Origin of the sequence: Dyella kyungheensis, assembly GCF_049913195.1 — a bacterium.
Taxonomy (GTDB): Bacteria; Pseudomonadota; Gammaproteobacteria; order Xanthomonadales; family Rhodanobacteraceae; genus Dyella; species Dyella kyungheensis.
Window position 1 is genome coordinate 4,502,206 of sequence record NZ_CP183983.1, and the last position, 25,012, is coordinate 4,527,217.

The following is a 25,012-nucleotide window of genomic DNA, read 5'->3' on the forward strand; positions in this document are numbered from 1 at the left end:
GGATGCTGCCACCTCCGTCATCACCCATTCGCGAAATGTCGCGATGCTGGCAGCGGGGAATGCTCCGCGCGATAGGCCACGTAAGCGCCAGTTTCAGTCGCGGAATCAACCGGATGAATGGGCCGATGGCTACCTCTGCGCGCGACCGCCATGCACCGGGCATCGGTACGAGTACTCCTCAAGGTGGCGCCTCTCGTCGACCGATGGCGACAAAGTAACCAGTCATCAATCCAAGCCACATGCCAAACAGGCAGGATCGATCGACCTGCATGGCATGAATGGTCTCCGGCGGCCGTGCACACATCGACAGCAGGCCGACCAGCACAAACAGATTGAGCACGACTATCGATCGATGCGCAGCCCGACGACGGGCTCTCCCGGTTGCAACGGCCTCTTCTTGGCTCAGTCCCAGCCAGTTTCGCCATTTATCGCCCCAGTCACGCAATATCAGCGCGAATCCGAGGATGCTGCGTGGTTGCTGAGCGAGCAGGAAAAAGATCAACGCCCCGAGAAAGAAGCCATTTGCCATCCCCGGATTCAATGCAAAGAGGAACACCGCTGCGTTTGCAGCCACCAAGTCCAGGGCGATCGCGATGACCTGCGCAACGTTCACCGACACTCTCCTTCACGGTTCAGCTCCATAAGTAGATGCCTGCCATGGGTCGAAAGAGGACCTGCCTCTATTCCCGCAGGCGACCCGCTCGAACAACTTTGCAGTGGCAGCCCGCCAGCCAACCTTGAAGTCTTATTAAGGTTGGCTACCAGGCCGAGAGCGACACGTTGGTAGCCAATGTAAAACTCGTATGCCCGCGATATCAGTCCTCGCCGTTACTTCTTCCTAAGCTCTCTGGCGATGAAGAAGATCCAAACCACAGGGTGCAAGAGCAGAAGGGCACTGAGCACCCACTTCCCCACGATGCGAGACGCTGGTTCGGGCGTCATGGAATAGGGAAAGTAGTCGTACGACTGCGCCCATATGGCATTGAAAGTCGCAGCCACTAGCAGAATCGCCAGAACGAGCAACACAACAAATACGAACAGCTTTCTGGCTCCAGGATCATCGACTTGCGCGCCCTCTTTGCTTGGAGAGCCATCCGATACACCCTGGGTCTCATCAGTCTGAAGTTCCTCGCCAAGCACGTACTCGCCCTGATCGGTGGCCGCCATTATCTCCAGCGCCAACTGCTGCTGCCCTTCGCGCACGAATAGGCGCACGCCGCCCAATGCATTGACCAAGAACGGGTTGGCCAGCGCGTGATTCTGGCCGACCAGATGCGCATCAATGCCTTCGGCCTGAAGACGCCCCAACAAGACTTGCGCCTCGATGGGTGAAAGGTCGCGCACCAGTTGTCTATAGCCGGTGTCCAGTTCGCCTGCCTCTGTCATAACCAACCCGGCCCTCCCAAGCCCATGGGCATCAACCATGAATTGTTCGTGTAACACCGTCAATTCGAGTGAAGCGGGTTTTGGAAAGCCAGCTACTCCGCCGCTTTCTCAGTTCCAATCGACGGAACGGGTCCGGCTCAGATAGAAAGCTGGCCTTAGCGATGAGCCGAGATGTCGACCCTCGGGGTCGCCATGGAAGCAACATCGACGGTGAACTGTCCGCTTCGGAGTGCCGAAACGGACAGTGGATGTACGTCAGCATTAGCCAATGACGCGACGATCCGCGCACGGTGTAATCGTTACTTCAGTACACCGAGCGCATACAGAACGACGTAGGGGCCGATGATGAGCGCGAGGGAGCCAAGCAGGCAAAGCAAGCCCATGCCAAAGACGTTCCAGTTGGACTGGAAGGTGTATTGGGTTGATGAGGCGATGGCCTGCTTGGTCAGTTGGTACTTCTCCACCACCAGCCGCGCCGTGACCAGATACGCGACAGTGAAGGGAACGCCGGACATCTTCTGCGGAAGGATCGGCAGGATCACCCACAGTGCCACGATAAGCGCCGCGCCAAGCATCAGAGCAGTGCGCGCTTCGGACTTCTTTCCAAGCACCACGAAGTTTCGATAGAGAAAATAGATAAGTCCGACCGGACCGCCAAGAAATGCCCCGGCAGACGCCTGCATGGGCGAGTAGAGAGCGCCTGTGGCCGATCCAGCTTCTTCCAGTGCCGCCTGTGGAGCGACATACATGTTGTCCGACATTTTTTTCCCCTGTAGTCGTGACTATCTGATGGATGGACCGCCAGGTCTGATGCCATGCCCCCAGGCATGCCGACGTCCAAGCCCGGCTGTCAGTCCCGGGCATCGCACTTTACCTACTTTCGCAAGGCGAAGCTGACGCTGGGAATATCCGGTCCAGCCAGGTCGGCAATCCTGATCTGTCGCATGTTTTTGCCGATGTCCGCCCGGGGTCCAGAACGGGCCTTCGCAGCGCCCAGAGCATATGGGACGGAGGTAGCTAATTCGAACAATGGCCGTGGGCCCTAACTACCTCCATCCCATTTGTCGCGCGTTTGTCCTTAATCAACGAGCGGACGATAGGCGCGGATCGCGGGCTTCGCTTTCTCCAGATCGTATCGGGCCTGAAGCGCCAGCCAATAAAAGGCGGTGGTGTCGAAGATGAGGGAAAGGCGGAGCGCGGTCTTGGGGGTGATGGGGTGAGTGTCGGCGATGAAGGCTTTGATGTGATCGGAAGGGATGCCGGAGCGGCGGGCCAGTTGGGCGGGGTTGAGGGCGCTAGGGATCAGGTAGGCGTGCAGCAGGATGTCGCCGGGGGCTCGCAGGGGTTGCGAGGGGTCCACTTCCGAATGCGGGGTGAGCTGGATCAGTTCCATAACTGTTCTCCCTGTCGGACACGGCCGCACAGCGGATAGGCGCTTACAGCGCTCCGTGTCAGTGAATGCTTGGCAGCTTCGTCGGTCATCGCCCGAGAGCGGCGCATCGCCATGCCGGCCGATGCGCCGTAACGGCGATCATCGGAGGCGTGTGGTGGTCACTGAAGGCTCGTCACCGAGCAGGCGGGCGTACTGCTGAAGGCAGTAGATGGCCGTGCCCAGGCTGGCGGTGACAGCCACGGGAAGCGGCCATGGCAGTGGCCTGCCGGGGAATCCACGCGCTTGCGCGATGCGGCACTGCTCACTGTCGAGACGCAGTCGTGTGAGGGCGAGCACCGCCAGGGCGATGTCGCTGCGAGTGCCGTGACACGGGGCCTCGGGCCATGCCGCCGCCGTGGAAGACGGGTCATCAGGCGGAGGAATGAGGGTGTCGTCAGGGGGAACGGACGAGCGAATGCGTCCCGTATGATCGCGGGTAGCCATGATCAACTTCCTATGAGTTGGTGATGGTTAGCGGGTCGTGGGTGTTGGTCCACTCACGGCCCGCGCCTCATGACTTGGTAGTCATGGTCATTCGCGAGGCCCTACAACACGAGAGCGCGATTGACTGGCTGACCCTAACAAGCAGGGTTGGCATCGTCTGTCAGGGTTGGGCGAGATGGATGTCCGCGCGACTGCAGGCGAGCGTGAGGGCTCAGCGCTGACAAAATGTCCGCTTCGGGACGTAGAGCTAAGTCCGTTCAATGTATAGGACTTGATCGGGGTGATGCTCCCGGATGTTTTCTACAGCGTCTTGAACTGCCGCTTCGTCAGCCGGATCTATCCAGCGGACGAAGGTCGTCAGATCAAAGCCTTCTGCACGTAACCTTCCCAGAATCGCAGCGTCCAATAGACCGTCATTCGCCCAGATAGCCGAGCTGCTACCCCGAGCGAGATCAAGCATCTCGGACAGCCCCTGTTTCGTGAGCGCGAATAGAACCAAGGCAACCTCCTCATGCTGGCCTAGCGCAAAGTCTGCTTTGGGTCGAAAGCGGCCGGCTCAGGTCCTAGCTCACAATGTCTTTTCGAAAAGCCTTGCGAGCCAGAACATCTCCCAAGAGAAACCCGAGAGTCAAACATCCTTTCCAGTACGGAAAGGGTGCCAGGGACAACTAGGCATGGCTGAATTCGCCCAATCGCTCCTGACACCGTTCTTCGCAAATCGCCGCGTCAGAGTTCTTCAATCAACTCAAGGATCTTCTGATACTGCTGCAGTTGATCGGGTGCGTTGATCAAGTGCACCAACACAGCCGCCTTCGCAGCCTGCTTCACCATGGCCATACCAGCTTCCTGTGACACCCGCTGAAATTCGCGCAAGGCGTCCGCTACTGTCTTCATCAACTCCCGTGCCTCATGGGACCACGGGCTGACATGGTCCGTTCCGAGTTTGTTCGGTGATTCCACCGCTCGTTCGATCTTCGCCAAGGCACCAGTCAAGTCTTCTATCGACTGCATTGGGGCGGAAGACTTTCCTTCGTTGAGCGACGCGCCGTTACTGTCGATCGACAACAGTTGCATGACGGCTTGCGTCGTTGCCGCTTGCATCAAAATATCGTTCTGCTGCTGGCTATTGACGGCATTCTGCGCGGCATTGCCCAAGGCATGCACCGTGACCTGATAGAGGCTACCGAGCGCAGCGGCTGGCGAGCTTCCGCGGATCTGGGGATTGGTTTGCGTTATGGAATCGGTAACTTGAGGGTCAATCTGGGTCGACATCGACATGAACTCCTTCAAAGTGAGATCAACTGACAGCGTACGATCTGGTCTGCGAAACAGGTCCGCATATCTGCGGTTGTGGGTTCCACGGCTTTCGGTGTGCACGGGCGTCTAAATCGGCCGGTAAATGGTGCCGGAAATGGCGCGTGGCGGAAACGGTGCCAGGGAAACGGTGCCAGGGACAATTAGGCATGGCTGAACTCGCCTAATTGATCCTGGCACCATTCTTCGTTGTCTCTATCCATCGCGCCCCTTTTCTAATCATCCAGAATGACCGCTCTGGGCCGGAAGCGGATCTAGGCGATGTAGACCAATCGGCTTCCGCGACAGGCCGGTAGGTCTCGTCTTCGTCGCCACCAAAGCAGGTGGTCAGGGTCGACTTTCACTCTTGTTCGCGCGCAGGAAAAAAAGTTCGCGCTGATCCCGGTTTTGCCTTAAGTCGCTGAACGGCAATGTCTGCTCTGGGTCGGAAGCGGACCTCCTTACTCCACGTGTGAGACTTTCGCGAGGAAGGCCTCTGCGTACGGCGCGTAGTCCTCGAGACCGTTGTTTGAGACCAGGAGCCACCCACCAGTTTTCTTATACCAAGCGATCCTCGCCCGGACGTGTTCTTTCAGCTCCTCAGGCAAGCTCGAAAAATCCGAGCCACTGCCCGTCAAAGCAATGGACTTGACCACATGGGCAACTATTTCATCCATGGGCATCTCGCCCCGACCGTTCATCTCCAACAGCGAAGAAATGTTTGGAATCACGGCCCCATCGCTCCTTTATCGGTCAAATGGCATGTCCGCTTTGGGGCGCAAGCAGACATTCCCTAGCTACCCCTGAGCTGGAGTTCGTCCGGATACATCGCCCCTAATCAAATGGTCGATCCGTCCGAATCCGAACACTCAACCTCATAGTCGTCTGCGTACACGTCTAGGATCGTCCCAACATCACCAACCACCGGTGCGCGCTTGAAGAAGACTTCCTCGCCAGTAAACCGGTCACCCCTGATTGCAGTCACCTTGACCACGTCGAATTGCTTCATTCAGCCCCCCCCCGTCAACGTAAAGCCCAATGTCTGCTCTGGGTTGCGGCTTCAGCCGGTCAACGCAACACATTGCTGGAATCGTTCGGCCGGTGTTTCAAAGTTCAACGTTTGGCGCGGTCGCTCATTCAACTCCCGGGCCACGGCGTCGAGTTTAGCCTGCGAGTAGCCCGATAGGTCGGTGCCTTTGGGGAAGTACTGGCGTAACAGGCCGTTGGTGTTCTCGTTCGAGCCACGTTGCCACGGATGTTGCGGGTCGCAGAAATAGACCTGGATATCCGTCGCCAACGTGAAGCGCCGGTGCTCGCCCATCTCCTTGCCACGGTCCCATGTCAGCGATCGATAGAGTTCCCGAGGCAACTTGTGGGCATGTTTGATCAGCGCATCGATCACGGTCTTGGTGTCTTTACTGGGCACCTTTACCAACATGACGTAGCGGGTATGGCGCTCCACTAACGTGGCGATCTGGCTGTGATGGCTGCCCATCAGCAGATCGCCTTCCCAGTGGCCGGGCACGGCGCGATCCTCGACCTCAGCCGGACGTTCCCGGATCGACACCATGTTGCTGAGTAGGCCGTGGTTGGTTGTCTTCTGCGTGTGGTGACGCGATCGACGTAGGCTGCGAGGGCGGCGCAGGTGCGCTAATAGATCCTTTTTCAAGGCACCACGGGCTTGGATGAAGAGACTGCGATAGATGGTCTCGTGCGACACCTGACGCTCCTCATCGCCATGGGATTGCTGCTTTAGCCGCCGGGCAATCTGCACCGGCGACCACCGCCGTTGCAACTTGGCGGCCACGAGTTTAGCCAGCACACGATGCGTACGTAGCTTGCAGGGCTTAGGGCGGCGTGCGCGTTCCCAGGCCCATTGGTCTGCCTGGTTGGCTCGGTAGCTATCGCGGTCGCCATTGCGCCGGATCTCGCGGCTGATGGTGGAGGGGGCTCGATGGAGATGCTCCGCGATGCAGCGGAGCGACCGGCCAAGAGCCACCGAGCGGGAGATCTCCTCCCGCTCAGCAAGCGTCAGTGCACGGGTGGACCGATGGCGCGGCGGTGGCCGAATGCCACCAGTGCGCACCAATACCTGGCGTATCGACGAGTGGCGGGTGGCCAACCGCTGCGCGATCCGATGTAGCGACTCACCTTGCTGCCATCGGTCCCATATCAGGGTCCGATCCGCGTCTGTGAAATGCTTCCGGGGCATAGCCATGGGCAACACTCCTCACGCTTGGGCGTCTATAGTGTGTTGCGTTGACCGGCTGAAGCCGCAGTCGTAAGCAGACATTACGGATTAGCGCGTGCAGATATCACGCCTTCTATCCACGGGATGTAGCTTGATATGCGAACGGCATTCACGATTTCGCCGTGGAGCCCCTCCACAAATGGGCGATCTGGTGTCCACGTTCTCAGAAATGGATGGTCCTTTGGATATTTGCTCCAAGAGGCCAGGCCTACGAGTTGCCTAGAACTGCCATCTCCGATGAGCAAAGGGCCACCACTGTCGCCACTCCCGGTGATGCCTTCGAGCGGCAGGGCGGATGGCGGCGCGTCAAATCGATACCAAACATAGCGCGCGTCGTCACCAACAATCACGTTGAAAGCATGTCGAAGGACGGTGCGGTGCGCGCTTTGAGGGTCCTGGCCTTTGACGCCGTTACCCGTAGCGCCCTTGCCTACAAGCTCTGCGGTCATGCCCACTTCTTTGTTCCCGCGATAGAGACGAACAGGAGTTATATCCGTGACCGGTGACGCGAGTTCGATCAGCGCAATGTCATCAGCTGAGTCGAGAAATACGTGTACCTTGGATAGATCGCCGGATGCCAGCGCCTCCTTGATCAGCTGATCGGGTACTTTTTTGTATCCTGGATGCAGGATGACCCGTTTCACCTTGCGCGCCACGCCGCCAATGGATACGTCATCGTCCATGCCTTCCATTTGCATCGGCGCCGCGTGAGCTGCGGTTACGACCCACTGAGGTGCAATCAGGACGCCGTGCCCCTCGCCAGGCATGTCTGCCAGTGCAGGGAATGCAGACGCCGGAATTCGATACTTTGCATCATCAACGTCTGCCCTGATGACAACGGCTCCGACTGCGGTCGACATAGCCCAAAGGCAGAAAGTGAAACTCCATTTCATTCAAGAGCCCCCTTGGTGGGAAAATCGTAGCTGTCAAATCTGAAACCAAGACTAGTTTCTTTGCCGTGCAGGCGCACTTTTTCCCCTACATGAAAGTCATGGGCCGAGCTCCACCGTGCACAGAAATCCGTATCGAACTTACCGTCGAGGCTGTGAAGTGTGACGGTGAAGGGGCAAATGGCGCTTCCTTTCGAGGTGTGTCGGTAGACATCGGCAACAACAAAAGAGCGAGCGGTAGGCCGACCATATAGCTGCGTGAACACCGCCGGGACAGTTGCGTAGGCCGCCTCTGCTGATATCGCACAGATGGCTAAGACAGCAACCAAGATTCCGACGATTTGCGCCCCGCCGACACCTGCCGAGCGATATCTCTCGATGAAGTTGACTCCAGCGAGAAGCCACGTCAACAGATAAATAAGCGCCGTGTAGGCTGTACCAACGAGTATCGCGACAAGCTTGAATTCTGGATTGGGTACAAACCACAGGAGCCCGCCAGCCAAGCCGCCAAGCAACGGAATCAAAAGCAGCCCAAAGAACAACGGCGCCCCTTGCGTAGAAGGTTCTCGAGGTACGTGAAGGTCCTGCTGAGTCTCACTCATGAACTCTTATCCCCTATAGATCGGAAGCAGACACTCAGATTCTAAAGTTCAAGCCAAATGCGGTACCGAGCCGACGCAAAGGCCCTTTGCACGCAAGCGCCCGAGCTTCGCCTTGTACTCATGTCGTACCACGACACCCTTCATCTCCGCCCACCACGGCTTTTGCGATGGCGGGGGTGTCACATAAGGCTGCCTTCTTCCAATCTTCATCTTGAGTCGATTCTCGACGCTCCTCGACCACTACCACTGGACCGTCACACCCAGTCGTGCGCCCTGATCCTTGCTGCCATCGCCATAGCGGCCGACATAGCTGGCGTCGAACCACACTTTACGCGTAGCCGCGAACGACAGCCCCGCATCCACCACGCCTGCGTGGCGGGCGATGGGCGTGCCTGCGATATCGAAGCTGTTGCTGCCGGTGAAATGCACGCTACTCACCGGCGTTACATCGCCCCAGGCCTGCTGCCAACCGATGGCGATGTGCGCATTGAGGCCGCCTTGCGCGACAAGAGACCAGCAGTCGCGCAAACCGAGCGTCGCGAAGTTCACGGTATCGCTGTTGCCGGCAACGGCCAATGCCGCCACCCCACCGTTCTCGTGCGTGCCGTCGGTGTGCAGTTGCACGCGTGAGATATTGAGGAAGGGTTCGAGCTGCTGTCCCGCGCTGGGCTGGAAGCGATAGCCGCCTTCGATGAAACCATGCGCAACATTGGCGTCGTAGCGCGCGCCCAGCCGCTCAGCGAAGGTACCGAACGAGGCCTGACGTGATTCGTCGATTTGCTGCCATGCATAAGCCACACCACCGCGCAGCACGAAGGCACCCAGCGCTACGTCCCCGTAGACGCCGACGTCCGTGGCGCTGGCATGCGCATTGGAGCCGCGATCGTCCACGCGCATACTCGTCTGGCGATGATCGACCAAGGCGCCCAGGCGTGCATCGCTGCCTATGCCCAGGTCTGCGCCCACCAGCAGGCCGCTGCCGTTGGCCTGCTGGCGTGCGGTATTGTCGTCGCTGCTGTTGTCGCCCCAATGTCCCCAGGCACTCGTCCATGCCGTCACGCCGTGCGCATCGGTGGCTTGCGCGCCTTCGTCCTGCAGGCCAAGCAAATGACGATTGATGGCATCGCGCACATAACGGCTATCGTCGATAAGCGCGCTGCGGGTGCTCGCGAACTGCTCGCCCGAAAGCGCATCGAATCCCTGACGTGCCGTGCCGGCATCCAGGCCGACCAATGCGCGATAAAGCGGATTGGCCATGCCTAGCGATTCGACCGTCGCGGCCACCGCGCGCTGGTTGCGCGTTTGCGCCACCGAAGCAAAGCTCACGTCGTTGCGCCCAAGCTGCAAGGTTACGTCTTGAGCGCTGTAGATCAGCTGCGGCGTGAGGAAGGCCAGGTTGGAGGTCACACTGTCGAACGTGCCGCTCACGCCACCACTGGCCGTGATCACCTGGACCTGCGTCTGCGGCGCCCAGTTGCCGTTGCTGGCAAGCGCGAGGGCCGAGCCGCCAAGAATGGAAACATGGCCTGTTGCCGCCAGGCGATCGTTTGTGCCGTCGGGCGACACTTCGAACTGGTAGCTCGAACCGGAACGGAACACAGCATTGCCGTTTACGGTGAGCGTGCCGATGGAATTGCCCGGCGTCAGTGCGCCTGACAGATCGAGTCCGCCGATGCTGCCGATACCGCCCAGCGTTGCGCCTTGATCGACTGTTATCGTGCCGCCCAGTGACGCGCTCGCATGCGAGTCATCCCCCACCACCAGCTTGCCCGCGCTTACTTCGGTGCCGCCGCTGATTGCGTAGGTGCCGTTGAACGTCAGCGTGCCGGCGCCGCTCTTGAGCAACTGCCCGCTTCCGCTAATCGCTCCATCGAACACACCATCCGTCTGTTGCGCAAAGATCAGCTTGGCGTTGTCGATGATGGCGCCGTGCAATGAGCTCGTATCGCCTTGCAGCGCGCCGCTGTCGATCACCGTGCCGCCGCTATAGGTATTGCCGGCGGCCAACGTCAAGATGCCCACACCGGCCTTCACCAGTTGGCCGCTGCCGGAGAGGTTGCCGTTGAAGGTGGCGTCCGTATCCTGCGCAAAGGTCACCGTCGCGTTGTCGACGATGGCGCCTTGCAGGCTGGCGGTGTCGCCCTGCAGATTGCCCGCATTGACCAGCGTGCCGCCGGTGTATGTGCTGGCTCCGCTCAACACCAAGCTTCCGGTACCGTTCTTGATCAATTGACCCGTGCCGCTGATCGCGCCGTTGAACGTGCCATCGGTCGACTGATCAAACACCAGCGTTGCGTTGTTCACGATGTTGCCGCCGAGACTGGCGGCGTCGCCCTGAAGCGTGCCCTGCCCAATGACGGTGCCGCCGGTGTAGCTGTTGGTGCCACTGAGTACAAGCAGGCCTGCGCCAGTCTTGTAGAGGCTGCCCGAACCGACCAGGTTTTGCGACACGGTGAACGTGTTGCCCGCATCGGCGATGTCGAAGCCGCCGCCGCTGCCCCAGATGATGTTGCGATTGGTGGCGCGATAGCTGGTACCCGTGACCTGCAGCATGCCGCCTTCGAAATCCAGCGCGTTGGCAGCCACTCCCAAATTGCCGTCCGACGACACGGAAAGCTCGCCGCCGCTCAACACGGTATTGCCCTGATAGGTGTTCTGCCCCGTCAGCACCAATGTACCGGCATCGGTCTTGTCGATGCCATTGACGCTATCGATCACGTTGTCGACGATGGCCGTGGCACCGCCGCTGACACGCAGCACAGGTGCTGCACCACTCACGCTGGTGAGTGTGAGCGCGTCGCCCGTCAAATGGTAACCATCGCTCATGAACTGCACGCCGGTCGCCGATACCGCGCCGCCGGTGTCGTCCACCGTAACCGTGCCTGCCGCACCGCCGAATACTGCGAAACCCGGCTGCGGGGACATCACGCCCGTGATGCTGCCGACCGCGTCGGTCCAGTGCGGCGAAGTGGTAGACCAGGTGCCGTCGCCGCCACCCATCTGCGCGCCGCTGGCCAGACCGTTGGCGTTCCAGAAGTTCAGCGTGGTGTTCGAGGCGTCCAGGATATTGATCTGCTTGCTCCCGAGGAGTGTGAGCAGCTGCAGGGTGTGCCCCGCGGGCGTCGCCCCAAACGCCAGGCCGCCGTTGGTTTCGGTCAATGCGCCGGTATAAGAGAAGATCGTGTAGACACCCGGCCCCATCCCGCCGACGTTGCTGACGTTGACCGACACGCCGTTCAAGGCGAGGTTTCCGTTCACGGCGACCTTGTCGCCTACGCCGACTGCGCCCAGCTCGACGTCCATCGAGCTACCCTGCGCCATCGAGAGGTCGCCATTCACGCTGAGCGTGCCGACGGAATGGCCCGGCGACAGCACCGAACCGCTGGCCATGCTCACGTTGCCGTTGATGCTGCCATGCCCGCCCAGAGCCGCGCCGGCAGCCACGCCGACGTTCCCGGCGAGCACCGCGGTGCTGCCCGCCGCGCTGCCGACGACCAGCGTGCCTGCCTGCACCTGCGTGCTGCCGCCGAACGTCGAACCGTTACCGTCGAACAGCAACGTGCCGCTGCCCTGCTGCACCAGTTGCCCCGAACCTGCCAGGGTATCGGCGAAGCTGACCGCGTCCGAGCGGTTGAAGGCCAGGACGCCATTGTCTGTCACGTTACCGCTCAACGTGCCAGTGGTGCCGCCATTACCCACGGTCAACGAGGTCGACGCGTTGAGAAGCGTGCCTGTGCCGGTGCTACCGTCGACGGAGCCGATCACGGTGACACCCTGCGGCGCGTTGAACTGGATGGACTGAGCGGATACATCGCCCGTCACGGTCGAGGCGATCGCATTGGAGAGCACCAAGCTAGTCGCCGAAATGTCGCCCAGTGTCTGGATCGCGTTCGAGACGGAGGTGAGGCTCAGCGTCCCGGAAACGTCCGCGGCAAGCTCGCCCGCGCTGACACTGTTGCCGACCTGGAGTGCATTGCCGCCGGTCCCCGTATTGATCGTCAGCGTGCCCGGCGTGATGACGCCGTTGGCCAAGGTGACACCGGTATGTCCGGTAAGGGTGATCGATCCGCCGTGGAGTTGCGTGGTCTGCGTGAGCACGCCTCCGTTCGAGGCAAGCGAGATGTTCCCCGTGGTCGTCAGGCCTATGGGCAAGGTGAGGACACCGTCGCTGGTGAGGCTGATGTTGCCAGCGGTACCGTCGGTGATGCCCCCGATCGTCAGGTCGCTCGCGGCGTGGATGGCGATGTTGTTACCCGTCGCCGTGACATTCCCGCCGAAGCTGTTCGCGTTCGACAACAGCACGTCGTGGGTGCCTGCGTTGAAGGCACTCGTTCCCGTGATGTCGAACACGCCGCCCTGCGTGATGGCGCCGCCCGTCGTGGTCAGGTCGATAGCACCGGCGCGCACTCCCTTGATGGCAAGCGTGGCGGAATCGCTCGTCAGGTTCGTCAACCTTGACAGGGAACCGATGTTGCCATTGAACGTCAACGCGGCTGGTGTGGAGATGACCAGCGAATGCGCGCCGTCGATCGTGCTCGAGACCCCGATGGTCGACTGGCTCTGCAGGGAGCTGTCACCCAGCAACGTGAGTCGCGCGACGAACGCCTGCGACCCCGTGGAGATGATCGATCCGTCGAGTCCCGTGACACCCACATGGTTCAAGGTCACCGAGCCGTCGATGTCGATATGGTCGAACGTGAACGGCGCATTGTTGCCCTGGCTGTTGACGTCGCCGGTGCCGGTGATCGATTTGACCTCCAACGCGCCCGGGCTGCTGACATCCGTCTCGAACGTGACCTGCGCACCAACGGTATTGCCATCGAGCTTCACGGCATCGATGGAATTACTGGCCGCCGAGATGACCGTCGCCGCGGCGCCGTCGGCCACTTCGAGGGCGCCCTGGATGATCGATCCGGTCTGCAGATGCAGCTCGTTCCCGGTACCGTTGAACAGCACGGCGGACGCGGGCAAACCGGCGGCCAGGCCACCGGCAATCGTGCCCGCGTTCGTCAATATCGCGTCGCCACGCGTGATGATGCCGATGCCCGCCGCGCCATTGCCGGTGCCGACACCGCCCTGGATGGTGCCGCCGGCCCTGTTGGTCACGATGAGGCCGGGGTTCAATGCATTGATGCCGGCTCCCGCGTCACCGGCGTTGCCGCTGATCGTGCTCACGCCCCCGGCGCCGCCGGCGCCACCGCGGATCGTGCCCGAATTATCGATATTCGCGTTGGCACCGAAGAGAAGCAAGCCATCGCCACCGCCACCGCCGCCGCCACCGATGGCCGGGCCGGTGGACTGGAAACCGCCCGTGCCACCGGCACCTCCAACGATCGAGGCACCCGACTGAATCGTTGACGTGAATCCATCCGCGGTGTTGGCCAGGCCGGTGCCACCACCGCCGCCGCCACCACCGCCGGCTGCGCTGCTGGCGGCCGGGTTGCCGCCGTTACCGCCATCTCCGCCGGTGACCACATTGCCTGCGACGAGATCGAGGGACGTCGCGGCCGTCCACATGCCCGCACCGCCGCCGCCACCGCCGCCGGGGGTCCGTAACGCATCCGCGCCATCGACGCCGCGACCTCCTGCCCAGATACCCGAAGCATTCGTGCCAAGTGCACCGCCGCCACCGCCAGCGCCACCGCCGGCTCCGTCCAGGCCGTTCGCACCCGCACCGCCATTGCCGATGCTCGACAAGGCGCCTGGTATCTGCACGAATCCAGAGATATTGACCGCGCCGCCGCCCTGCCCGTTACCGGCACCGCCCGCGCCGGCCCGAGAATCGGCCGTTGGCGCACCGCCTTGCGCGCTGCATGCCCGAATGTCCGTCGGCTGGCACACCTGGGCCAGGGCCGGTGTCCCGACGGCCCAGAGGCCCGTGGCAAGCATGGCACCCCACAGGAGTCGCAGGCGTGGCGCGGTGGATTCGCCACCCGCAGCAAGACCTTGGTTCGACGACGAAAGCTCGGACGCGACCTGGACGGCGCGCAAGGCGCCGTTCCAAACGAGTTGGTATACGCGGTTCACTGGATTCCCCCATTGGTATCAGCACCCCCGACAGGCTGGCGCAAGGGGCAAATATATGTCTTTTTGGGTGTCGTCGACGACCTCGACCGCCACAGTGCACTGCAGACCAAATGGCGCCTTTTTTTAAACCTCGGCCAAAGGTCCGCGATCAACGTTGCATTGGATCCGAGAATTGGTTCTTGACCTCGTAGCGATTTCCGCACCTGATGACGCGGGCGAATCGCCTAGGCGAGTGCCGTACCCCGATAACTTGCCCTAATCGAGGCGAATTGACGCCGGCAGAAGGCTGACTGCGCCCTGCCCTTGCAATTGTCCGCGTCCGCTATGGGTCGGAAGCGGACATTTTCTCTCGCATGTCCGCATGTGTCCGCTCCCTGTCCTCGGACACATACCGCAAATCAATTAGTAGCTGTTGAAGCCCTACGCCGCTGCGTTCTCGAAGACAACCCTAGCTGGCTCGCCCCTTGCTTACAGTAAAGAAAACCGTCCGGAGCGTCTATGTTCGCTTGTTGCCGTGCACTGGCCGTCTTGCTGCTCATGACCCTGCCCTGGGGATGCGCCGAAGCATCGCAGCCTACCTGGAGCCAGCAAGGCCTGACTGATCTGTCTTATCAACTGACACCCGTGCTGGTAGATCGTCGGCTCAAAGCACTGGATGTCCATATGGATGTTGCCGTGCCACCGTCCGGGGTGGTGAAAATCAAGCCTCCACAAGGCATCGGTCAGGACGAGCCGTCAGATAAGGTCATCATCGACACAGTACGGTTCGGCCGCATCACGGTCACAAGCAAAAAATGGTGGCTGGTGCGCGCCAATCGCGGCCAACATCGCGTGCAGATCGACTATCGAATCAATCCGGCGACGGGCGCGGATTCTGTCGGTGGGGCCGGATACAAAGATGTGCTCATGGGAAACGACTGGTTTCAGGCGCTCGGAGAAAACCTATTCGCAGCACCCATGGGCTATACGGACCTTCCCGCAAAACTTCGATGGCAGGGTCCGCCAGACTGGAGTTTTGTCTCGCCACTGGAGAACCCGGAAAAGGCTGGCCCCGTGACCCTCAAGAATCTGCTGCAAACAACGGCTGCAGCGGGCGCAAAGGTCCAGCAGGTGTCGCGTTCTATTCGCGGCGGCACGCTGACAGTAGTAGGCGTTGGATATTGGGCTCTTCCGTTGGATAAGTTCGCCGACGTCGCAGCCAGTGTCATCAGTGCGCAGCGAGCATTTTGGAAGGACACCAACGGCCCGTATTTCGTAACTGTTGTGGCCATGAATCGAGACGATGATTTCAATGCCGGTGTGGGCAGAGATGGCGCGTTCGCCGCGTACGTAGCACGCGAGGCCGACATGTCGAATATTCGAAAGCTAATCACACACGAATACACGCACATGTGGATACCCACCCGCACCGGACGCATGCCAGATGGCAACGAAGAGCCGCTCGCTTACTGGTTTTCAGAGGGTTTTACGGTATTTCGTACCAGCCACGCCATGTTGCAGTCGGGCGCATGGACCATTCAAGACTTCGCAAACGACTTCAATTCGCTCAGTACGAGCTACGACATGTCACCCGCCCGCCACATTGCCAATCGTGACGTCATGGCGGGCTTCTGGAGAAGCAACGACGTGCAAGCTGTGCCATATCAGCGCGGCGCCATTCTTGCCTGGATGCTAGATGCTCGGCTGCGCAAACAGACAGGTGGCCAACGGGATATGCACGATGTGTTATTACGCATGCGCGATCGCTCTATCGAAAATCCTCGGCAGGACGTTCGAACAAATCTGGTTCGAAGCTATGCCGAGGAAGGCGGTGGCCCAATAGACGATTGGCTCAACAGGTTCATCGATCAGGGCGAACAGATGGTCTTGCCCGTGGACCTGTTTTCTGGTTGCCTGAAGATGCTGGAGGAGAACAAGGCAGGTATCGGTCGCGTGCAGTCGGTGATGGTTGAGCCAGGATTGAGCGAGAGAAGTGCCGAAGCGTGTGTAGACCGGCTAGGGCGATGAATCGGAGTCGATTCTGCCAGGCGTCTCCCGAAATTGTGGCTATGCTGACTAAGGTCCGCTTCGGGTCGAAAGCGGACCTTCCTAACGTGTCAAATAGACGACCCACTGGAGCCAATACCCGCAGTAAAACAGAAGGGCGAAGCCTATAAGCCAGAGCAGTCCCCATGCGCGCCGGGTTCGCAGCAGGTAGTACGGCAGATATGGCAGCCAGAACAAGAACACTAGAAATCCGAACTCGAAGGGACGGTAGATGTTCTTTCGCTCGCGGCAGTCTAGATCCACCCAAAGTACGAGAAGGATGAGAAAGACCAGTGACCAGGTCGCCTGAAATGGCAATCCAACGAGGCGACCAACGCTGAACAGCACAGCCTCGTAGGCTCCGACTACCAGCGACAGTATGGCCAGGGCCAAAAGCAACACCTTGCTATTGAGTGCCACAGCGCCCCCTTTGCGCCCGTGGATTAGAGCGATGCTGCCGATCCCTTATGGAATCAGCCGTACCCAACAATATGAAGGGCAAAGCGTCGGCCGGCAACGTCTGCTTCGGATCGAGCGGACATGCGAACTAAGTGCGAACAAACGTCTTCATGTGTAAAAAAGCCCAGCCAATCCGATTAAAACGAACATGCCCGCTATGGCCGTTGCGCCCCCAACGGTTCCCGTTAGGAAGTAGCCCGCGACCCAGACAATCGCAACGATTGCTGCGCTTTTAGCCATCCAAGGGCTGCGCTTCTCATGAGATGACCTCATAAACGCCAAACCTTTGCCCCACTAAGGCCTACTTTGCCTGGACCGTCGCGCATCATCAGGGTCCATTGTCCGGAGAATCGGGAGAGCGCAGAAATTGCTGATCGAGTTGCCTGGTCCTTTGCTCCGTCAGCTCTTTCAAACAGGCATTTCGCATCAGGCCGCGGATGGTTCCTTGCTGCCAGCGGTCGTAGACGGCATTGCAGTTCGCGTCCCGAAACTTCACCCATGCCCGCTGCGCCTCTACCAGGTCGGCTCGGGTCGAGTAGCCGTTCGCCTCATCCTGGCTGCTTTTGAAGGCATCCAGGACTCGCTTGTACATTTCATTGAGCGCCAAATCCGCCTTCTGATAGTCCTTGTAAGCGCACTCGTTGATGTCGGGAGTCGTCATGGCCTTGTCGCAATCCATGGCCAGGCAGGCTGCCGGCAAGAGTGCCAAGAGCGAAACAAGTAGCTTCAACATGTGCACTCCGTTCGAAAGGTGCGCTTTGGATCGTATGCCGATGCTTGGTGGCGCCACCATCCGCACTCAACCGCCAAATGGATGAAAAAGCATAAGCATCCAGACGATCGTGTAACAGGTGAAGACGCGCGACGACGCAAAAGGCCAATAGTCCCGAGCAGGCGATCTCCCGTGGACTGCTGCATGCCAGCCGAATCGGGCGAAGCAGAGCATGCCAGGCAGGCTGGCGAACAACTGCCATTGGAGCGAAGGTTGTTCGCGTGTCCAGATAGCGATGCCGGTACCGGCCAGAGCAACGACACTCGCCAGCACGATGAGTGCCGCAAGAATTCGAAACGGCCAGCGAACAGACTTTCTTGGTTGGATGGCTGATGACGCGATGTCCATTCCGATATCCCTTTCCCTCTGCAGACCCGATAACGCTCGCACAGCGAAGCGACCCGGCCCAGTGCCGGTCTCTGCCACGGGTCGAAAGCGGCCACGGTAGCGTATGCCAAGCCTTCGAGCCCGGGCCAATCGGCGTGGGCCGGGATGCCCTGGGCATCCACAAACCCCGCCGCATCCCTCCCCCGGGCCATTTTCCGCCCATGCTGCGCCACCGCTTGACACCGGTGTCAATGTCGTTACACGCTGATGACGAATCCAATGCGGGGGCGCGCTGGACGTGGCACATAACCATTCGACTCGAGTGGCGGGGATAACCGCGATACCGTTTCTTGCGGCCGATATTGGCGGCACGCACGGGCGTGTCGCGCTTATGCGCGGCTCGCCAGGCGGGGCCGGCGGGGTGGAGACGCTCGCCTATCGCGTGTTCATGTGCGCGGAATTTCCCTCGCTGGCGGAACTGCTGCAGGCGTTCGTGGACGCCGAGGTGCGGACCCCGGTGAAGCACTGCGTGCTGGCATGCGCGGGACAGGCCATGGGCGAGGAGGTCGTGAACGACAACCTCGCCTGGCCCATCCAGCTGATGCCCCTGCGTCACGCGCTGGGCCTGGACGAGATTGCCGTGCTCAACGACTTCGAAGCGCTGGCCTATGCGCTCGATGGCTCGCTCGCCAACGACGGCCGCCATCTGTGCGGACCGAATGCGCATACCCGTGGACCGACCCTGGTGATCGGACCGGGCACGGGCCTTGGCGCGGCGGTGCACATTCCCGGCACCGGTGGCGGCTTCGTGCTGGCGACGGAAGCCGGCCAGATGGATTTCGCGCCGAACTCGGTCCGCGAGCGCGAACTGCTCGCGATGCTGGCACCGGAAGGCGGCTACGTGCCGTTCGAGCACATCGTGTCGGGCCCCGGCCTGTTGTCGGTCTATGTGACGCTGTGCGCGTTGGATGGAACAACGCCAACGCTGGCGGTTCCCGAAGCGATCACCACGGCAGCCGTAGCGCGCAGCGACGCACAGGCAGTGGAAGCCGTGGAGATCTTCTGTGGTGCGCTGGGAAGTTTTACCGGCAACCTCGCGATGTCTTTCATGGCGACGGGTGGCGTGTATCTGGCCGGCGGCTTTCTCTCATCCATCGTCGAACTGCTCAAGCGCAGCGTGTTCGAAGAACGCTTCCTGCATGGGCGCAGTGCGCGAGCGCTGCTCTCGCAAGTGCCCGTGTGGGTAACGGAGCACGGCCACCACGGTGTGCAAGGCGCGGCGCAGTGGTATCTCAGGCATGGCACGGCTGCACCGGGACCGCTGCAACCGGCCGCGGCAGGCGGTGTGCCATGAAGCGCATCGCGACATCGGCGTTGCTTTGCTGCGCCGCCATGGCTTGGCTGGCCGCTACGGGCACGGTTATTGCCGCGCCTGCCGCCACCCCATGGTCGTTGCTGCCGCAACCGGCGAAGGTCAGCCCGGCCGGTTCGGGTTCGGTGGATATCGCCGATGGTGCCGCCGTCTCGGTGCGCGGAGCGGATCGCGAACAAGTGCAGTCCATCGCGGAACGCTTCGCACAGCGCATCGCCGACACCCATGCATTGCATTTGCGCATGGCAGCGTCGGAGTCGGCGCATCCTGCGATCACTTTCGAAGTGACCCCGGCCGTCGACGTGAAGGACGATGCCGGCTATCGCATCACGATCAATGACGATGGCATCCTGGTCGCGGCACGCACGCCGCGCGGTGCGTTCTACGGCAGCGTCACCCTGTGGCAGCTGCTGACGCCTGCCGGATGGACGCGAGGCGCGCCGGTCAAGGTGGCGTACGGCGTCATCGACGATCATCCGCGTTTCGCATGGCGCGCACTGTTGCTCGACTCCGGCCGGCACTTCCAGAGCGTGGCCGAGATCAAGCAGCTGATCGACTGGATGTCGCTCAACAAGCTCAACGTGTTGCTCTGGCACCTCACCGAGGACCAGGGCTGGCGCCTGGAGATCAACAAGTATCCCGAGCTCACGAAAACCGGTTCGTGCCGCGAGGCCGCCGGCTTCGACAGCGATCTGACCGGTTCTGCGGACACGCCTTACTGCGGTTTCTACACGCAGGCCGAGGCGCGCGAAATCGTGCGCTATGCCGCCGAGCGCTTTGTGGATGTGGTGCCGGAGATCGACCTTCCCGGTCATTCGCAGGCCGCCATCGCCGCCTATCCGTGGCTCGGCGTCACCGGCAAGCGTCCGGCCGTGTGGACCGACTGGGGCGTCAGTCCGTGGCTGCTCAAGCCCGATCAGAAGACCTTGCAGTTCGTCGATGACGTGCTCGACGAAGTGATGCAGCTGTTCCCGTCGCACTACATCTCCATCGGGGGCGACGAGGCGGACAAGCAGCAGTGGAACGCCTCGCCGGAGGTGCGTGCGCAAATGCACAAGCTTGGCCTGGCGAACATGGATCAACTGCAAGGCTGGTTCATGCAACAGATCGCCACGCACCTGGTCGAGCGTGGCCGCACGCCGGTGGGCTGGGATGACGAGCTGGCTGCCGGCATCGCGTTGCCGACCTCGCAGGTGGTGATGTCCTGGCATGGCGACCACAACGAGCGCATCGCGTTGGCTGCCCTCAAGCAAGGCCACGATGTGGTCATGACGCCGCAGGAATCGCTGTACTTCGATCACGTTCAATCCGACCTGCCCGACGAATGGCCGGGGCCGCCGCCCGCGGCGACGTTGCGCGAGGCCTATGACACCATCGTCATCCCGAAGGGCGCGAGCACGAGCGAAGCGCAGCACGTCATCGGCGTGCAGGCGGGCCTGTGGACCGAGCAGATGTCCACCTTTGCGCATGATCAGCATGCCGTATTTCCTCGTGTGGCGGCGCTGGCCGAACTCGGCTGGTCGCCAGCGGGCGCACGCGACTGGAACGGCTTTCTGCAACGCCTGCCGGCGGAGTTGGCGCGCTACCAGGCGCTGGGCATCGGCTACGCGGACAGCGCGTTCGCACCCGCCTATCAGGTGACTGCAGCGGCCAACGGCAGATTCCGGATCACGCTGTCCAATCAGGTGCGATTCGGCACGATCCGTTACACGACGGACGGCTCCGAACCGAACCCTCAGTCCACGGCGTACGACGCGCCATTCACGCTGCCGTCCAATGCAACGGTGCGCGCCACTACGTTTGCCGCGAACGGCCTCCCACTTGCCGCGCCGCGTTCACAGGTGCTGGATGCATCCACCTTGCTGAGCCGCGACGGCAGCGCACTGGCCACCTGTTCCAAGCAACCGCCTTCGCGCCTGCAGGGTGCCAAGCCGGTGCAGGGAACCCGGCCCGTGTACTCGGTCGATATCGGCAATGCGTGCTGGCTGTGGCCGAATGCGCCGCTGCACGGCGTCACGCACGTCGAGGTGACGGCCGAGCGCATTCCATGGCGCTTTGGCGACGAAGCCAAGGACGCTGTGGTGCACGGCAAGACCGGCGCGGCCAGCGCCTTTGAGATCCACACCGAAACCTGCACGGGTCCGCTATTGGCGCGCTTGCCGCTGGACAACGCAGCGCAGGCGAAGGGACAGATTCGAGTCGATGCAAACGTTGCCATGCCGGTGGGGACCGGCATGCGCAATCTGTGTGTCTTCGCTACCGGCGATCCGCGCGATGGCCAGTGGGCGTTGGCACGCATGGCGTTTTCGAAGTAGGCGGTACGCGGGACGGACGTCCCGTGCAGCAGTACTGAGCAAGCGGCGTTGGCTTTCGGAGCCAGGGCTGGGGAGAACGAGAAGCAGCATCACGACGGCGTGCGAACTCGCAGGCACCGCCGGGTTACACGCGTTTTTGCAATTCCACGGAGCACCTGAGGTTCGACAGGCAACACCAACGAGGCCCACGCCCATGTCCACCGTACTTCGCAAGCATCCATTGTCATTTGCCATCACCGTGTCGCTGTTCGCCGTCGTGTCGACGTCAGCGGCAGCATCGACCTTCTTCGATGCGCAGCAGGATGGCCAGTCCGCGCAGAGCACCACCACGACCACCGCGCCCCCGGCGCCAAACGCCAAGAAGACGGACGGCCAGGCCGCCACCGGCGATGCGTCCAAGAACGCCACCAATCTCTCGGCGGTCAATGTCACCGGCGTGCGCGCTTCGCAGATGCGCGCCATCGACGTGAAACGCGACGCCGCCAACATCCAGGACAGCATCACCGCCGAGAACATCGGCGCCCTGCCCGACACCACCATCACCGACTCGCTGCAGCGCGTGACCGGCGTGCAGATCAATCGCGACGCGGGCGTGGGCACCTCGGTGGACGTGCGCGGCCTGCCGCAGGTCGGCACCATGCTGAACGGCGAAGTGTTCATCACGGCGGACCAGATCGATTCGCAGCAGCCCGATTTCAGCATGCTGCCATCGACGCTGTTCCATGGCGTGGATGTGATCAAGTCGCCGACGGCCAGCACCACCGACGGCGGCATCAGCGGCGCCATCGATCTGCATACGTACCGGCCGTGGGATCTGCCCAGCGGCTTTACCTACAGTTATTCGGCCAATGGCGAGCGCGGCAGCACCACGCAGCACACGGGACCGGAAGGCAACGGCCTCATTTCGTACAACGACAACGGGCACTGGGGCCTGCTGATCTCCGGCGATTTTTCCAATACGCGCCGCATGAATGCGACCGAAGGCCTGGACCAGTACGGCGTGGTGCTCAACGGCGAGAACGCCGCCAGTGCCGGCGGTTACAACGGCTTCCTGACGCCGTGGAACGGTGCGCCGATTCCGTCCAAGATCGTGCAGAATGCCGACGGCAGCGTGGATGTGAACGGCGACGGCAAATCCAACGGCGTGTTCATGGGCAGCCAGGACATCGGCCTCAACGACATCATCACCCAGCGCAAGCGCAAGTCGGGCAACGCATCGTTCCAGTTCGACTTCGGCAGCGGCCTGACCGGCACCGCCGACTACTTCTATTCGTCGCAGCGCGAGTACGACCGCAACGTCGGCATCCAGTTCAACTCCACCAACTGGCAGGGCGCGACCTACGTGCCGCTGCAGTCGCGCAATACCGGGGCGCCCGCGCTGGGTTCGTATGGCACGCCGGAGCCGGGCTGGGAAGGTTCGCAGTACTACACCACGCAGCAGTATGAAAAGTGGCCCGGCGACGTGGAATCGTATTCGCAGATCATCCAGAAGAGTTCGGTGGCAAGAAATCTGAACCTGCAGCTGGACTACGACAACGGCGGCCCGTTCACGGCGAGCCTGCGCGGCATCCGCGACACGGCATCGCAGTCGTTCCAGGAATCGGACGTCAATATTTCCGACTCGGATGGCGCGCTCTGGCCCAACGTGCTGATGGACGGCGTGGACCCCAATTCAGTGCCGCCGGGCACCATGGTCTATCCCGCGCAGCTGGGCGGCAATCGCGTATTCAACGCCAACGGCATTCCACAGAACACCATACCGATCATCGCCAACTTCAACGGCCGCTACATCAAGGTCGATGTGCCGCCGTCGCTGGCCAACAACTTTGCCAACCCTGCCGACTGGACACTGAAAACGCTGGAATCGTCGGGCGACTACAACCGGCAGGTCGCGCTCAACGCCTTGCGCTTCGACGGCAAGTACGATTTCCAGGACGGATTCAAGCTTGAGTTCGGCGTACGCAACAGCATCCGCAGCGCCGACAACCAAGGCTGGACGCTGGAAGCACCGGTGTACGCCGGCATGGGCGCCAGCGATCCGGCCGGCTGTCTGGTGCGCTATGTGGGCGCCGACGTGGTGTTGAACAGCGGCTCGTGTACCGCCGGCAATGAGCAGGGCTATTTCCGCGCCGGACCGCTGTCGGCCATCTCGATGCCCAACACCGCCGCGCCGCTCGCCAACAACTTCAAGCAGTACAACAATCTGCTCGGCTCGGGCATCAACTTCTGGGCGATCGACCCCAATGCGATGGTCAACCCCATCGCTTACTGGAACTCGCTCTATCCGGGCACCCAGCAAGTGGCTGAGCCCGGCACCACCTGGGCCGTGCGCCTGAAGGAGCTGTCGGGCTACCTGCAGGGTGATTTCAACGGCACGATGTGGGACATGCCATTCAGCGGCAACGTCGGCGTGCGCCTGATCCGCACCAACCTCGATGTGACCCAGCATCTCAGCGGCGATCCGGGTGCCTACGGCGATGAGCCGGAAGATGTGGGCACGGCAACGACCAAGCGCAGTTACCAGGACGTGCTGCCATCGGCGAACTTCGCGCTGGACGTGACCGACAGCTTCAAGGTGCGACTGGCCTACTCCAAGAACATGATGCCGCTGGACCTGAGCACCTGGGGCGGCGGCCTCCAGCTCAACTACTCGCTGGCGGAAACGCCGCAAGGGCCGATCTTCCGCGTCTCCAACGGTACCTCCACCGGCAATCCCGACCTCAACCCGTGGCGCTCCACCAACTTCGGCGCCTCGGCCGAGTACTACATCAACGAAACCAGCATGCTCAGCCTGGCGCTGTTCCGCATTAACGTGGACAGCTTCATCAAGAACGGCAGCGTGACCAACTGTACGTTGCCGGATGAAGACGGCGTGGTGCGCGATCACTGCATCGTGATCACCCAGCCCGTGCAGGGTACCGGCAACTCCATCCACGGCGCCGAGTTCGACTACCGCCAGGGCTTCACCTTCCTGCCGAGCTTTCTGTCGAAGACGGGCATGGAAATCAACGCCACGTATGCGCCCAGCAATTCGGGTGAAACGGATCTGGCCGGCAAGAAGATCCCGTTCCAGGACAACTCCACCAAGTCGGGCAACTTCATCCTGTGGTACCAGGACGATCACTTCCAGGCGCGCCTGGCCTACAACTACCGCTCGCGTCGCGCGGTGATGGACAGCGTGGGCGGCATCACCGGTCTGGAGATGTACGAGGCGCCGCAGAAGTACCTCGATGCGTCGATCTCGTACAAGTTCAGCAAGTACGCCGAAGTTTTCCTGGACGGCACCAACCTCACCAACGAGTACCAGAAGTACTACCTGGTGTGGCCGGACCAGCCGGGACACTCCACGTTCTCCGAGCGTATGTTCATGTTCGGCGTGCGTGGCCAGTGGTGATGCAGGCACCTGTTTGACGGCTC

At 61.4% G+C, this 25,012-nt stretch carries 19 protein-coding genes; 4 read left to right on the plus strand and 15 right to left on the minus strand.

The annotated features are described in order from the left end of the window. Window positions 1–178: 178 nt before the first annotated feature. From ACN9MB_RS20260 to ACN9MB_RS20315, 12 genes are all read right to left on the minus strand, one after another. The gene (locus ACN9MB_RS20260; protein ID WP_426270061.1) at window positions 179–613 is read right to left on the minus strand and encodes a hypothetical protein; all 435 of its coding nucleotides are present in this window, start codon (window positions 611–613) and stop codon (window positions 179–181) included. A 215-nt stretch (window positions 614–828) separates the two neighbouring features. After that, window positions 829–1,425, minus strand: coding sequence for a hypothetical protein (locus ACN9MB_RS20265; protein ID WP_426270062.1), 597 nt, complete (start codon window positions 1,423–1,425; stop codon window positions 829–831). A gap of 260 nt (window positions 1,426–1,685) precedes the next feature. Continuing rightward, the gene (locus ACN9MB_RS20270; protein ID WP_204638195.1) at window positions 1,686–2,147 is read right to left on the minus strand and encodes a hypothetical protein; all 462 of its coding nucleotides are present in this window, start codon (window positions 2,145–2,147) and stop codon (window positions 1,686–1,688) included. 317 nt (window positions 2,148–2,464) lie between these two features. Continuing rightward, the gene (locus ACN9MB_RS20275) at window positions 2,465–2,779 is read right to left on the minus strand and encodes a HigA family addiction module antitoxin (protein WP_426269712.1); all 315 of its coding nucleotides are present in this window, start codon (window positions 2,777–2,779) and stop codon (window positions 2,465–2,467) included. Between the two features lie 138 nt (window positions 2,780–2,917). Next, window positions 2,918–3,262, minus strand: a complete 345-nt coding sequence (locus ACN9MB_RS20280) for a hypothetical protein (protein WP_426270063.1) — start codon at window positions 3,260–3,262, stop codon at window positions 2,918–2,920. Window positions 3,263–3,988: 726 nt separating this feature from the next. Next, on the minus strand, window positions 3,989–4,534 hold the full coding sequence (locus ACN9MB_RS20285) for a RebB family R body protein (RefSeq protein ID WP_426270064.1): 546 nt from the start codon (window positions 4,532–4,534) through the stop codon (window positions 3,989–3,991). Between the two features lie 482 nt (window positions 4,535–5,016). Then, window positions 5,017–5,286, minus strand: a complete 270-nt coding sequence (locus ACN9MB_RS20290) for a hypothetical protein (protein WP_204637554.1) — start codon at window positions 5,284–5,286, stop codon at window positions 5,017–5,019. Between the two features lie 107 nt (window positions 5,287–5,393). Continuing rightward, complete coding sequence (locus ACN9MB_RS20295; protein WP_426270065.1) at window positions 5,394–5,564, minus strand: DUF4926 domain-containing protein; 171 nt, start codon at window positions 5,562–5,564, stop codon at window positions 5,394–5,396. Window positions 5,565–5,615: 51 nt separating this feature from the next. Continuing rightward, window positions 5,616–6,767, minus strand: a complete 1,152-nt coding sequence (locus ACN9MB_RS20300) for an IS30 family transposase (protein ID WP_426271957.1) — start codon at window positions 6,765–6,767, stop codon at window positions 5,616–5,618. Window positions 6,768–6,847: 80 nt separating this feature from the next. Continuing rightward, window positions 6,848–7,699, minus strand: coding sequence for a S1 family peptidase (locus ACN9MB_RS20305; protein ID WP_426270066.1), 852 nt, complete (start codon window positions 7,697–7,699; stop codon window positions 6,848–6,850). Then, complete coding sequence (locus ACN9MB_RS20310; protein WP_426270067.1) at window positions 7,696–8,298, minus strand: hypothetical protein; 603 nt, start codon at window positions 8,296–8,298, stop codon at window positions 7,696–7,698. Before ACN9MB_RS20310 ends, ACN9MB_RS20305 begins: the two co-directional genes overlap by 4 nt. Window positions 8,299–8,538: 240 nt before the next feature. Then, window positions 8,539–14,325 (minus strand): autotransporter domain-containing protein, encoded by a 5,787-nt coding sequence (locus ACN9MB_RS20315; RefSeq protein WP_426270068.1) that lies wholly within the window; start codon window positions 14,323–14,325, stop codon window positions 8,539–8,541. 498 nt (window positions 14,326–14,823) lie between these two features. Between ACN9MB_RS20315 and ACN9MB_RS20320 the strand changes: the two genes are divergently transcribed. Further along, window positions 14,824–16,332: a hypothetical protein gene (locus ACN9MB_RS20320; protein ID WP_426270069.1), complete on the plus strand. Its 1,509-nt coding sequence runs from the start codon at window positions 14,824–14,826 to the stop codon at window positions 16,330–16,332. An 81-nt stretch (window positions 16,333–16,413) separates the two neighbouring features. Here ACN9MB_RS20320 and ACN9MB_RS20325 read toward each other — a convergent pair whose 3' ends face one another. The 3 genes from ACN9MB_RS20325 to ACN9MB_RS20335 all read right to left on the minus strand — a co-directional run bounded on the left by ACN9MB_RS20325 (window position 16,414) and on the right by ACN9MB_RS20335 (window position 17,929). Beyond that, complete coding sequence (locus ACN9MB_RS20325; RefSeq protein ID WP_426270070.1) at window positions 16,414–16,770, minus strand: hypothetical protein; 357 nt, start codon at window positions 16,768–16,770, stop codon at window positions 16,414–16,416. A gap of 367 nt (window positions 16,771–17,137) precedes the next feature. Next, a complete protein-coding gene (locus ACN9MB_RS20330) occupies window positions 17,138–17,542 on the minus strand; it encodes a lysozyme inhibitor LprI family protein (protein WP_426270071.1) in 405 nt (134 codons plus the stop codon). A 66-nt stretch (window positions 17,543–17,608) separates the two neighbouring features. Next, on the minus strand, window positions 17,609–17,929 hold the full coding sequence (locus tag ACN9MB_RS20335; protein WP_426270072.1) for a hypothetical protein: 321 nt from the start codon (window positions 17,927–17,929) through the stop codon (window positions 17,609–17,611). Window positions 17,930–18,299: 370 nt separating this feature from the next. On the opposite strand from ACN9MB_RS20335, the gene ACN9MB_RS20340 reads away from it, so the two are divergent. From ACN9MB_RS20340 to ACN9MB_RS20350, 3 genes are all read left to right on the plus strand, one after another. Further along, window positions 18,300–19,262: a glucokinase gene (locus ACN9MB_RS20340; protein ID WP_426270073.1), complete on the plus strand. Its 963-nt coding sequence runs from the start codon at window positions 18,300–18,302 to the stop codon at window positions 19,260–19,262. Beyond that, window positions 19,259–21,595, plus strand: coding sequence for a beta-N-acetylhexosaminidase (locus tag ACN9MB_RS20345; protein WP_426270074.1), 2,337 nt, complete (start codon window positions 19,259–19,261; stop codon window positions 21,593–21,595). Before ACN9MB_RS20340 ends, ACN9MB_RS20345 begins: the two co-directional genes overlap by 4 nt. Before the next feature lie 193 nt (window positions 21,596–21,788). Further along, on the plus strand, window positions 21,789–24,989 hold the full coding sequence (locus tag ACN9MB_RS20350; RefSeq protein WP_426270075.1) for a TonB-dependent receptor: 3,201 nt from the start codon (window positions 21,789–21,791) through the stop codon (window positions 24,987–24,989). The last annotated feature ends 23 nt before the right edge of the window (window positions 24,990–25,012 follow it).